Origin of the sequence: Roseiarcus fermentans, from assembly GCF_003315135.1 — a bacterium.
Taxonomy (GTDB): Bacteria; Pseudomonadota; Alphaproteobacteria; order Rhizobiales; family Beijerinckiaceae; genus Roseiarcus; species Roseiarcus fermentans.
Genome location: NZ_QNRK01000002.1, coordinates 209,109 through 221,014, shown reverse-complemented (window position 1 = coordinate 221,014; position 11,906 = coordinate 209,109). Strand labels below are relative to the sequence as shown.

The following is an 11,906-nucleotide window of genomic DNA, read 5'->3' as shown; positions in this document are numbered from 1 at the left end:
TCGCCACGTCGCTTCGCTCCTCGCGATGACGCCCGCGTGACTGTCGCGCCGACGGGCGGTCGCCGCCTCGGGTTGGCGGCCCGAGCGACGGCGACACGCGCTGCCGGGGACGCGCCGGCGCGTCGGGAGGTCTCGCAAGTCCGGGCGCGAATGCAATGTTTGCAAGGGGTTGCGGCGGAAATTCCGGGCGGCTGTAACTGCAGAGCCATGGCGCGCCTTGGGAATGACGGGCCGTGCACCGAGGCGGGGGCGAAGACGCTTCCCGCCGTCCTCGCGAGGAGCCCGAAGGGCGACGCGGCGATCCAGGGGCCGCCTGCGCCGACGTTGCAGCGCGGCGACGCCGGGCATACGGCAGACCTTGGCCCTGCCCCCCTGGATCGCCACGTCGCTTCGCTCCTCGCGATGACGAGCCACGTCGCTTCGCTCCTCGCGATGACGCCCGCGTGACTGTCGCGCCGACGGGCGGTCGCCGCCTCGGGTTGGCGGCCCGAGCGACGGCGACACGCGCAGCCGGGGACGCGCCGGCGCGTCGGGAGGTCTCGCAAGTCCGGGCGCGAATTGAACGTTTGCAAGGCCTTGCGGCGGAAATCCCGGGCGGCTGTTGCGCCGGCGGGCGGTCGCCGCCTCGGGTTGGCTGCCCGAGCGACGGCGACAATCGCTGCTCGCGATGGGCAGGCGCGTCGGGAGGCCCCGCAAGTTCGGGCGGGAATTGAATCGCCCCGGGCTGGCTCCCCGAGAGACGGCGCCGGGCGCTGCGGTCCTCGGTCGCCTCGCGGATCGCGCAGGCGGCGAGAACCCTCGGGAGCAAGACGCACATACTGAGGAGCATCGACCACCTCGATCGGGGGCGGGAGCATTACGTTAGCCTATGGTTCTTCTAAAGGGAATAATTTATTTCCGCCCTCCGACTATTCAGAAGACGCGAGTCCCGCGAAGGCCCCGGCCCCGGCGCCCCTCGCTGCGGCACATTCACGCAACGGCTTGTGCTTCCCCGGTTCGCGCGCGAGAGTTCGCACGGTCACGGGCCGGGGCGAATGGCGGACGCGTTTGACGTTTCTTCGGCGATCGCCGAGCTGGAGAGCTACGGCCTCGAACTGCTGTTCGAAGACATCGAATTGCGCCGGGCCTGCGTCGAGGGCTGCAAGGCGTGGGTTCCGGCGCCGGTGGCGAAGATCGGCGTCGAAACCGTGTTCGCCGTCGCCGCCTTCTGCAAGGAGGGCGTCGGCGCGAACGTGGCCCGATGGCTGGTCCGCCACGCCGAGCGGACGCCCGTCGCGCGCAAGCTTCTTCAGCGCCTTCTCGGCCTGTGCAAGGGCTGAGCGACAAGCATCGCCTAAGGGAGGAGCTGATCCGCAACCTTCGCGGCGACAAGACCCCGATCACGGTCCCCGCCGACTCGACCACGGACCTCGAGATCGTGCGATTCCTGTACGAGGAACGCGCGCGCGGAGAGTTGCTGGCGGAGCTTGACGCGACGGTGGCCGCGCCCTTGCGCGCTTTGTCCGACGACATCCACCAATTCCTCGACCGGTTCTACGAGCCGCGTCTCGACGATCCGATCGCCAAGGGCCGGGCGCGGCGCGATCGGGACCGGGGGGTCGCGAGCCTGATCGCCGACGTTGCGGCGGACGCTTTTCGCGAGCGAGAGTCGGACCTCGAATTCCTCGACCGTTTCCTCGGCGACCTCTCGGGGGCTGGCCCGCGTCACCGGTTTTCCTGGACGCTCCTGACCGGTCCCGGCGGCCAGGGCAAGACGCGACTGGCGATCGAGTTTCTCGCCCGCGCGAAGCGCCACGGCTTTCATCACGCGGGCTTCCTGCCGATGGCCGAACTCGTGCCCGGCCGGAGCGCGCAGACGATCGATCCCCGGCGCTGGCGCCCCAGATGGGCGACCCTGCTGGTGATCGACTATCCGTCCCAGGCGCCCGAGGCGGTGGCCGATCTCCTGTCGGCGTTCGCCAGCGTGGCGGCGCAGGAGGCGGACGGTTACGGGTTTCCGGTTCGTGTGCTCCTGCTGGAGCGGCAGGCCGAAGGCGAGTGGTGGAAGACGCTCGTTCCCGCGACCGGCGACGGCGAACTGGTCAAGGACTTCGCTTTCCGGCCTTCCGCCGAGCGGATCGACCATCCGGTTTCGCCGCTGAGCCGGGACGCTCTGCTGGCGATCATGCGCGGCCGCCTCGGCAACCTCCCGGTCCGGGACGAGGGGCTCTGGGACGCCCTGGTCCGCGTCGATCCCAATCCGCTCGCGGCCGGCGCCGATGGGAGGTTCGCGCCGAGGCCGCTGTTCGCGGCGGCGGCCGCCCAGGCCGTCGCCGACCTGTCGCGCGGCGGCGAGTCCGTCGATAGCCTGCTGGGTTCGCTCGGCCGGCAGGGCGTGCTGAAATACATTCTGGATCGCGAGCGCGAACATTTCTGGAAGCCCGGCGCCGCGGGGCGCGCCCTCGAGCTGCACGAGAACCTTCTGCTGGTCGCGACGATGGCGCTGGGTCTCTCGCGGGACAGGTTAGAAACCGGCCTCCCCGGGTTTGTCCGGCCTTACCTGCCGTCCCTGGACGTCTTCGAGCCGGACCGCTACCAGCGCATGGCGGGCGGCGATCCGGACAGCGAGCTCCGGAGACTCGAGCCGGACATTCTGGGCGAATATTTCGTCCTGACCCGGCTCCAGAGCCTCAGATCTGGCGGCGCGCGGCAGGCGCTGATTGACGCAGGCCTCGAACTCGGCGGCGACGAGGCCGGCGTGTTCCTGATCCGATGCGCGCTCGACTTCCCCGACGCGTGGCGCGCGCTCGATCACTGTGTTCCGACCCGAAGCGCCGCCGCGCGCGCCTTTGCCGCGGCGGCGGTCGATCTGGCTGGCGCGCTGCCGACGGAGCGGTTCGACGATCTGGACGCGATCGTCTCCCAGACGGAGGCGCTCGCCCTCGAGTTCGACGACGTCGAACTCGAGCGGCGAAAGCCATGGCGCTGGTCAACAAGGGGCGCAGGCTCGGCCAGCTTCAGCGCAGCGAGGAAGAGATCGCGGTCTACGACTCGGTCGTTTCGCGGTACGGCGACGTGAACGAGCCGGCGTTGCGCGAGCAGGTCGCGAAGGCGCTGGTCAACAAGGGGGTCAGGCTCGGCCAGCTTCAGCTCAGCGAGGAAGCGATCGCAGTCTGCGACGCGGTTGTTTCGCGTTACGCGGACGCGGGCGAGCCGGCGTTGCGCGAGCCGGTCGCGAAGGCGCTGCTTTGCAAGGCGATCGTCCTCTGGTCAAGCGATCGGCGCGGCGCCGCCCGGCAGCTTCTCGAAACCCTCGTGGTGCGCTTTCAGGAGGACCAAGAGCGTTCCATTGTGGAGATCGTTTCGGCGGCAAGGGCAGGACTGGAAGAGCTGTTCGGAGAGAGCGAGGAGAGTGCGCGCAACGACCGGGCCTGAGCGGCTCGCGTAGGGCGGCCTCGCATGCGGGAAGAACGCCGCGCTCGCTTTGGAAGATCACGATCATCAGGCGCAGGCGCGCTTATAGCGTTCGCTGTTGGTTTCGAGCGCGCCTAGGCGACCGTTGGGACAGTCAACAGCGAACGCCATAAGATGTAGAAACTTGGACTGGATCTGTCGGACAGTGTCCGACGCGCTCATCGCTCTTGCTGTTCATGATCGGCGAGCGCGAGGCGGACGTCAAGGACGCACGCTTCGCGCGCGCGGCTTCGCCGGTGCTTCGCATCCTTGACCCCCGCCTCGCGCTCGCCAACCGCTCTGCCAAGAGCGAATGGCCGGATATCGAAAAGCCCTGACGTTGACCGAACCATCGAAACCCAACTTTCTCACATAAGAGCAGGCGCACGATTCTGGAAAATCTCCCAAGGGTCCGGCTACGGCATGCACACATCTCCTTGCCGGCGCGATCTGCGAGCGACCAACAGCGTCCCCGCCCCCCTTGTGGGGGCGGGACAGGGTGGGGGGTCTCACGGACCTCTCAGTTTCGCGGCTGGAAAGACGCTAACCGTCGAGTTCAGCGTGACCCCCCTCCTCGTTCCTCCCCCACAAGGGGGGAGGAGGCGCACGGCGCCGACCGTTTTCGTGCGGGGCCCAAGATGTGTGCATGCAGTAGAAGGGTCCGGGCCGTCGACCCTTGACGATTGGCGTCTTTGCAGCCGCAAGACGGAGGGGTCCGTGAGACCCCCCATCCTGTCCCGCCCCCACAGGGGGGCGGGGACGCGCCCGACCGCCGGAGACGGCGCTTCAGGCGATTCTCCGAACGGCGCTTCTCTTCGCCGCTTGACCCGATACCGACCAGTCGGTATGTGTCCAACACAGAGGCTCCCGACATGCCACAACCCGCCGCCCGCGCAAGCACGCCAACCGCCAAGGCGACCGCCTTCAGGGCCTCGGGCGAAAAGCTTCTCGACGCCGCCGTCCACGTCATCCGCTCGAAGGGCTATTCGGCGGCGCGGGTGGAGGACATCTGCGCCGAGGCGGGGCTGACCAAGGGCGCTTTCTTTCATCATTTCCCGAGCAAGGAAGCCTGCGCCGTCGCCGCCGCGGGCCATTTCGCGGCCATGGCCGACGCGCTGTTCGACGCCGCGCCCTACGCCGGTCTCGCCGACCCGCGGGCGCGCGTGCTCGGCTATGTCGACTTCCGCAAGGCGATTTTGCGCGGCGATCTGGCGCAGTTCACCTGCCTCCTCGGTACGATGGTCCAGGAGGCCTACGACACCCATCCCGGCCTTCGCGCCGCCTGCGACCGTTACATCGCCGCGCACGCCGAACGGCTGGAGGAGGACCTCGCCGAGGCCAAGCGCCGGCACGCCCCGGACGCGGACTGGACCCCGAAGAGCGCGGCGCTGTTTTCCCAGGCGGTGCTGCAGGGCGCCTTCGTGCTCGCGAAGGCGCAGCACGGGTCGCAAGTCGCGGCCGACTGCCTCGACCACCTGAAACGCTATTTCGAAACGCTGCTGCCCGAACGCCCGGACGGCCGGGCGGAGGGAGCGGGAGAGGGAGCCGGCGCAGATGCCCGGGCGCCGGCGTAGGGCGGGGGCGCCGACCCCGCCGGCGCGCTCAACGAGCGCGCCCACCAGGGCCGCGCCGCGGAATTCGCCCGAGTGACAGAGAGAGGAGGAAACGCATGAACGACGTGACCAAGTGGCTCGGCTCGTTCGTCTGGTACGACCAGATGTCGAACGACCTGCCGGGATCGGAGCGGTTCTACGCCGAGGCGGTCGGCTGGACGCTGACGCCCAACACCATGAACGACCAACGCTACACGGTGCTGACCGCAGGCGCTGCGGGCGTCGCCGGGCTGATGCCGATCCCCGACCATGCCCGCGGCGTCCCGCCGATGTGGATGGGCTATGTCGCGGTCGACGACGTCGCGGCCACTTGCGACAAGGTGAAGGCGGCGGGCGGGGCGATCCACCGCGGCCCGACCGACATCCAAAACGTCGGAACGTTCGCGATCGCCGCCGACCCGGACGGCGCTGGCTTCCTGCTGTTCCGGGGAACGGGCGGCGATGCGCCGGCCTACGAGCCGACCAGCCCCGGCCATGTCGGCTGGCGCGAATTGAACGCCGGCGACGGCGAAAAGGCGTTCGCATTCTATGCAAACCTGTTCGGCTGGACCAAGACCGGGTCGATGCCGATGGGCCCGTCGAACGTCTATCAGATGTTCGCGACGAGGAGCGGCCAGGAGGGGGCGGTGTTCAGCAAGGACGCCGAGACGCCGCATCCGTTCTGGCGCTTCTACGTCAACGTCGAGGCGATCGACGCCGCCAGCGCGCGGGTGACCAAGGCCGGCGGCAGGATCGTCAACGGCCCGCACGAGGTTCCGGGCGGGCGCTGGATCGTCCACGCGCTCGACCCGCAGAACGCCGCCTTCGCGCTGGTCGCGCCGACGCGGTGACGAATAGGCCTGCGAAGGAGGAAACGCCGATGAGCGCACAAGCCATCACGCCCTGTCTGTGGTTCAATTTCAACGCCGAGGAGGCGGTCGGACACTACCTCGCGACCTTCGCCGGGGGACGGGTCGTGTCGACCGCGCGCTACGGCGACGCCGGACCCGGCCCGAAGGGCGCGGTGATGACGATGCTGTTCGAGATCGCGGGCCAGAGGTTCCTCGCGCTCAACGGCGGCCCGCACTACGCCTTCACGCCGGCGATTTCGCTGATCGTCGATTGCGCGACGCAGGACGAGGTGGACCGCCTGTGGGACGGCCTCGGCGAAGGCGGCAAGCCGATGCGATGCGGCTGGATCACCGACAAGTTCGGGGTGACCTGGCAGATCGTGCCGAGCGCCGTCGCCAGGATCATGCAGAGCGGCGACGCCGCCGGCATCGCCCGCGCGATGCGCGCGATGACGCCGATGACCAAGATCGACGTCGCGACGCTCGAGCAGGCCTTCGCCGGGCCGTGACGCTGGAAAAAGCCGGGAAACCAGACAGGGAGGATGACATGCGCGTGATGGTGATCGTCAAGGCGACCGAGGACTCCGAGGCCGGCGCGAAGCCGAGCGCTCAATTGCTTCAGGACATGGGGGCGTTCAACCAGGCGCTGATCGAGGCGGGGATCATGACCGACGGCGCCGGCTTGAAGCCGACCCGCGAGGGCGCCCGCGTCGCCTTCTCGGGCGCGGAGCGCGCCGTCACCCGGGGGCCGTTCGCCCATGTCGAGGATCTGGTCGCCGGCTACTGGATCTGGACAGTCAAGGACCTCGACGAGGCGATCGACTGGGTGCGGCGCTGCCCCAATCCGATGCCGGGTCCGTCCGTCATCGAAATCCGCCCGCTCTACGAGATGGAAGACTTTTCCTGAACGCCGCCGGCGCCGTAGCTTCGCGCCGGTTCGTGTCGGCGGAGGGCGGGATGCTTGCCAAGCGCAAACTGGGCGGCCAGGGGCTGGAGGTGTCCGCGATCGGGCTCGGCTGTCTGGGCATGACCCAGGCCTATTACGGTCCGGCCGATGACGCCGAATCGATCGCCACCATCCACCGCGCGATCGATCTCGGCTGCACGTTCTTCGACACCGCCGAATCGTACGGTCCGTTCGCCAACGAGGCGCTGATCGGCCGGGCGCTGAAAGGCCGGCGCGAGCGGGTGACGATCGCCACCAAGTTCGGGTTCAAGTTCAATTACGGCAGCGAGGGCGGCGTCGCGTTCGACAGCCGGCCGAAGTCGATCCGGGCGGCGGTGGAGGGGTCGCTCCGCCGGCTCGCGACCGACCGAATCGACCTGCTCTTCCAGCACCGGGTCGATCCCGCCGTTCCCATCGAGGACGTCGCCGGCACGGTCGGCGACCTCGTGCGCGAAGGCAAGGTTCTCTATTTCGGACTGTCCGAGGCCGGCGTCGGCGTCCTTCGCAGGGCCTTGCGGGAGCATCCGGTCTCGGCGCTGCAGAGCGAATATTCGCTGTGGGAGCGCAACCTGGAGGCGGACGTGCTCCCGGCGCTGCGCGAACTCGGCGTCGGGCTGGTGGCCTTCTCGCCGCTCGGGCGCGGCTTTCTGACCGGAGAGGCGAAGCGGGCGGAGGATTATCCCGAGGGCGACTATCGCCGCAACGACCCGCGCTACCAGGGGTCGGCCTTCGACGCCAACGTGAAGGCGACCGCGATCGTGCAGGCGATCGCCGCCGCCGCGGGCGTCAAGCCAGCCCAGATCGCGCTCGCCTGGGCTTTGCACAAGAGCGCCGACATCGTCCCGATCCCGGGGGCGAAACGGCGCCGGCATCTGGAGGAAAACGTCGCCGCCGCCGCCGTCGCGCTGGACGCGGCGCAGATCGCGGCGCTGGACGAAGCGCTCGGGCCGGGCCGGATCGCGGGACAGCGCTATCCCGACGTGGCGATGGCGGCGATCGACCGGTGAGCGCGGGCCGCCTGGCGGCCCCTGGCGGCCTTGAGGCTTGCCATCGCCGAACCGACGGCTAGCATGCGCGCAAAGGACTCGGTCGGACCGGCTATGCAGTGGCGCGTGGCTTTCCCTTGAGCGCCCGGAGAAACGGTTCATGAGCAAGGTCGCGACGACGGCGGCGTTCGTCAGTCAGAAGGGCGGCGTCGGCAAGAGCACGCTTGCGCGCGTGCTGGCGGTCGGCGCCGTTCATCGCGGGCGCAGGACGCTGCTCGCCGACTTCGATCTCGATCAGCTCACCTGCGTCGAATGGGGCGCGGCGCGGCTGCGCGGCAGCATCGAGCCCGAGCTCGACACCCGCCCGTTCAAGAGCCTGAAGAAGCTGCGCAAGGACGAGAGCGTCGTCGATTTCATCGTCGCCGACACCCGCGGTCTCGCCGACGATCTGTCGACCGAGATCGCCGAGGATTCGGAGGTCGTGTTCCTGCCCACCGGCGTGTCCCAGGACGATCTGCGCCCGACGCTGGCGCTGGCGCGAAAACTCGCGCGCCGCGGCGCCGAGGGGCGCCTGGTGATGGTGCTGTCGAAGGTCGGCCGGTCGGAGACCCAGTTCGCCAAGGCGGTGGAAGCGATCGAGGACGCGGGGTTCGAACTCCTGTCCGAACATTGGCCGCAGCGCGACGGCTTCCAGAACGATCTCGACGCCGGGCGCGCCGGGCGCGAGGCGCGCAATCCGCATTTGCGCGAAATCGCCGAGCGGATGGAGGAAGCGCTCTGGAGCCGGGCGATGAAGGCGAAGCCGCGGGCGTGAGCGCCGGGCGGCGGGCCCGCCCGGCTATCGGCGGGACGTCAGCCGACGATCTCGTTGCCCGCGAACCACTGCGCGATCTCCTGCGCGGCGGTTTCCGGCGCGTCGGAGCCGTGGACGGAGTTCTCGCCCATCGAGATCGCGAAGTCCTTGCGGATGGTGCCGGCGTCGGCCTTCTCGGGATTGGTCGCGCCCATGACGGCGCGGTAGGCGAGAATCGCGTCCTCGCCCTCGAGCACTTGCACCACCACCGGCGCCGCCGTCATCATCTCGACCAGTTCGCCGAAAAACGGGCGCTCGCGGTGAACGCCGTAGAAGGTCTCGGCCTGGGCGCGGGTCATGTGCACCCGCTTTTGCGCAATGATCCGAAGGCCGGCGGCCTCGATCCGCGCGTTGACCGCGCCGGTGAGGTTCCGGCGGGTGACGTCGGGCTTGAGGATCGAGAAGGTGCGCTGCACGGCCATGGCGACGGGTCTCTTGTGAATGCTGACGAAAACGCGGCGCTTATAGCCGCGCAAGCCCGGACCGGCAAGGCGGCGCGGCGGCTTCGGCCGCCGCGCCGTGGCGACGATCACGCGAACGTCACCGCCTTCGGGTTCGAGACGAGCGTCGCAGCGGCGACGCCCGCAAGGGTCAGACGATCGCCGTAACTGTCGGCGATCGTCGTCCCGCTCGGCCCGCTCGACGCGGTGGCGAGCACCGCGGCGAGGTCCTGGGCCTGGCTCATGCCGGCGTTGAGGTAGGTGAAGGCGGCCGTCGACAGCTCGAGCGTGTCGGCGCCCGCGCCCGAGGCGACGAAGCCGGCGATCGTCTCGGCGCCGAAGCCCTTGCTCAGGGCGAAGACGCTGGGCGCCCCGCCGCCCGCCTGGATCGTCTCGGTCGGGTGGAAGGTCAGGCTGTCGGTCTTCCCGGACCCGGTGATCGTCTCCTGCGCGTTTCCGCGGCTGATCGTGACGCTGCCGGTCGCGGCTCCGCCAGGTGCGAAGAGTTCGATCTCGCCGCTCGAGGCGGTGAGATTGAGATCGTCCGCCACCAGGTAGCTGCCGGAACTGATGGAGGTATACGAGGTATAGGCTCGGCCCTTGACGTTGGTGTATTGATGTTCAGCCAGCGGCCAGTAGGCGCTGAGCGGGTCCGAAACCGCAAGGCCGTTGGCCATGGCGGCCTTGGACTGAGCGGCCGTCAAGGCGAAATTGGCTGCGGTCAGCGGCATGAGCCCGGCGATGTGGATCTCCAGATCGGGCGAGGCGTCGCCTGCGAGCGTGGCCTCGACCAGGGTCTGGTTGTCGGTCGCATCGAGCTGGACCCGAACCTGGCCGCTTGCGCCGCTGAACGCCGACGAACCGATGAAGGCGAAGGCCTGCTGGACGCCGGGCGCGAGGCTGGCGTCGATGTGGCTGAGGTCGATCACGTCCTTGGCCGGATCGAAGTTGGTGATCAAGTCCGAAGCGGCGGCGGTCGAGTCCGCCGGCGACAGGTAGGTGAAGATGTTGGCGCCGGTTCCGGCCCAGATGTTCTGGACGCCGAACCCGCCGACGCAGTTGTTTTCGTGCGCTCCGCCGTCGATCGTCGCGGCCTGCCCGGCGTAGAGCGTGACCGCGCCGGTCGAGGCGGCGGCGTTGACGACGGAGCCGTTGGCCGACGCGAGCAGGGTCGGCGTCGGCAGTCCCGCGGCCTGATAGGCGGTCCACGCCTTGGTCGAATATGCGGAATTGGTATAGTCGAAGACGACGTTGCCAGTTTCCGTGATGCCGGACGTCGATCCCGGATAGATGCTGTAGACCTTTCCGAAGCCCATGAAGTTGTTGCTGATGGAAATGGCGCTCAGCGGCGACTGGCTGGCGACGTTGACGGCCTGAATGCTGGTCGTGCCGTTGAGCAGGAAGTTTCCGGTGATCGTGAGGTTGCTGACAGGTCCCTGCTCGCCAGTGATGCGGATGCAATCGTTGGTTCCGTACACCGAGTTCGCATTGGTGGACCAGTCGATGAAATTGTCGGAGATGGTCATCGGCGCGGTTTGGTTGGTGATCCAGATTCCGTCGGGATGCTGGCCGTTCGACGTGTAGCCGGAGCCGGAGAAATAGTTTCCGGAAATGGTTCCGCCGCCGGTGACGTCGACGCCGTCGGCGGGCGTGTCGATGAAGCGGTTGTTGGTCACCGTGACCGAGCCCGGCGAATGGATCCAGCAGGCGAGGCCGGACGGAATGTCGCCGCTGTCGAAGGTGCAGTTCGTCACCGTCATGTTGGCGGCGTTGTTCTCCGTGCGAACGGCGAAATATCCCGATGTCGCGCTGAACGTACAGTTCTTGATGGTCACGTCGCTCGCCTTGACGATGACCTGAGCGTTGCCGAGGTCGTAGCCGCTCAGGACCGCGCCGGCCTGGGTGACATAGACGACGTTCTGCGATGGATCGTAGGAGAACGGGAGGCCGGCGCCGATCGCGCTCAGCGGTTTCAGAGTCGCCTTCGCCAGGAGATTTCCCGTCGGAGTATCGATCCCGGGGATCTTGACGCCGGGATCGGCATTGCGAAGCAGTTGAAGTTCAACACTCGTATACATCGAAGTTACACCAGTCGTCGGCTGTAGAAACCTTGGCGAGAGGCCGCTCCGTCACAACCGGACACACGGAGGCGAATTCCATTCTCGAATTGTCGGATATGGGCCCGTCGCCGGCCGGGATGGCCGGGATTGACGGGTTCCTTATGGGTCGCAGACAGTTCCCGTATCGATTCCTGATCCGACCGAGCGCAGGAGTGTCGCTCGGGGCCCGGGTATCGACCCTGGGCCCGAGACGAAGTCGGAATTCGTCATGAGCCTAATTTCGCTTCTGTTCTGGGCGCTCGTGCTGGTCACGGCGCTCGTCGCTGCGCGATGGGGCGCGCTGATCGGCCTCATCGCCTTCGTCTCCGCGCTGATGATCGGCGCGGTCGCCGTGTCCCGCATCGCGCCGCCGAAACCCGTCGGCGCGGACCGCAGTCCCGGTATCGAGGCTCCTGTCGCGGCGTCGTCCACTGTCGCTCGTGTCCCTGTGTTGGGCGGCGTCGACCGCCGATAGGTCTCCGCGGCGCGGGGCGGCGTGGCCACGCGCGGGAGGGTCCGGACCGGATTGCTGCAGGCGTCGCCGTTCCCGGCGCATCGTGGTTCCGGAGCCGGCCCGTTGGATCTCCATCGAGGAAACCCTTAAGCCGTTCGGTTCAATGCTGGTCTGTCCGTGCCGTTCTATTGACGCTCGCGAGCAATCTGTAACAGAGTTCAAACAATTCAACAAGCTCTGTACTTAGCGTCGT

Annotated in this window: 13 protein-coding genes; 11 read left to right on the top strand and 2 right to left on the bottom strand. The window is 68.2% G+C overall.

Annotated elements, in window-relative coordinates; genetic code table 11:
* The first annotated feature begins 1,034 nt into the window (after positions 1–1,034).
* The 10 genes from DFR50_RS02750 to DFR50_RS02710 all read left to right on the top strand — a co-directional run bounded on the left by DFR50_RS02750 (position 1,035) and on the right by DFR50_RS02710 (position 8,621).
* The gene (locus tag DFR50_RS02750; protein WP_113887655.1) at positions 1,035–1,319 is read left to right on the top strand and encodes a hypothetical protein; all 285 of its coding nucleotides are present in this window, start codon (positions 1,035–1,037) and stop codon (positions 1,317–1,319) included.
* The gene (locus DFR50_RS02745) at positions 1,307–3,058 is read left to right on the top strand and encodes a hypothetical protein (protein ID WP_113887654.1); all 1,752 of its coding nucleotides are present in this window, start codon (positions 1,307–1,309) and stop codon (positions 3,056–3,058) included. The genes DFR50_RS02750 and DFR50_RS02745 overlap by 13 nt, the downstream gene beginning before the upstream one ends.
* Complete coding sequence (locus DFR50_RS02740) at positions 2,959–3,414, top strand: hypothetical protein (protein ID WP_113887653.1); 456 nt, start codon at positions 2,959–2,961, stop codon at positions 3,412–3,414. Before DFR50_RS02745 ends, DFR50_RS02740 begins: the two co-directional genes overlap by 100 nt.
* A gap of 206 nt (positions 3,415–3,620) precedes the next feature.
* On the top strand, positions 3,621–3,770 hold the full coding sequence (locus DFR50_RS31840) for a hypothetical protein (RefSeq protein ID WP_170153022.1): 150 nt from the start codon (positions 3,621–3,623) through the stop codon (positions 3,768–3,770).
* 534 nt (positions 3,771–4,304) lie between these two features.
* Entirely contained in the window at positions 4,305–5,006 is a 702-nt protein-coding gene (locus tag DFR50_RS02735; RefSeq protein WP_113887652.1) for a TetR/AcrR family transcriptional regulator, read from the top strand.
* Between the two features lie 95 nt (positions 5,007–5,101).
* A complete protein-coding gene (locus tag DFR50_RS02730) occupies positions 5,102–5,875 on the top strand; it encodes a VOC family protein (protein ID WP_245427265.1) in 774 nt (257 codons plus the stop codon).
* 29 nt (positions 5,876–5,904) lie between these two features.
* Positions 5,905–6,384 carry a VOC family protein gene (locus DFR50_RS02725; protein WP_113887651.1) on the top strand — a complete coding sequence of 160 codons (480 nt, stop codon included), beginning with the start codon at positions 5,905–5,907 and terminating at the stop codon, positions 6,382–6,384.
* A gap of 38 nt (positions 6,385–6,422) precedes the next feature.
* On the top strand, positions 6,423–6,782 hold the full coding sequence (locus DFR50_RS02720) for a YciI family protein (protein ID WP_113887650.1): 360 nt from the start codon (positions 6,423–6,425) through the stop codon (positions 6,780–6,782).
* A 50-nt stretch (positions 6,783–6,832) separates the two neighbouring features.
* Entirely contained in the window at positions 6,833–7,828 is a 996-nt protein-coding gene (locus DFR50_RS02715) for an aldo/keto reductase (protein ID WP_113887649.1), read from the top strand.
* A 139-nt stretch (positions 7,829–7,967) separates the two neighbouring features.
* A complete protein-coding gene (locus DFR50_RS02710; RefSeq protein WP_113887648.1) occupies positions 7,968–8,621 on the top strand; it encodes a ParA family protein in 654 nt (217 codons plus the stop codon).
* 38 nt (positions 8,622–8,659) lie between these two features.
* Here DFR50_RS02710 and ndk read toward each other — a convergent pair whose 3' ends face one another.
* Positions 8,660–9,082, bottom strand: a complete 423-nt coding sequence (ndk, locus tag DFR50_RS02705; RefSeq protein WP_113887750.1) for a nucleoside-diphosphate kinase — start codon at positions 9,080–9,082, stop codon at positions 8,660–8,662.
* Between the two features lie 107 nt (positions 9,083–9,189).
* A complete protein-coding gene (locus tag DFR50_RS02700; RefSeq protein ID WP_113887647.1) occupies positions 9,190–11,178 on the bottom strand; it encodes a M10 family metallopeptidase C-terminal domain-containing protein in 1,989 nt (662 codons plus the stop codon).
* A gap of 250 nt (positions 11,179–11,428) precedes the next feature.
* On the opposite strand from DFR50_RS02700, the gene DFR50_RS02695 reads away from it, so the two are divergent.
* Entirely contained in the window at positions 11,429–11,674 is a 246-nt protein-coding gene (locus DFR50_RS02695) for a hypothetical protein (protein ID WP_113887646.1), read from the top strand.
* Positions 11,675–11,906 lie beyond the last annotated feature (232 nt).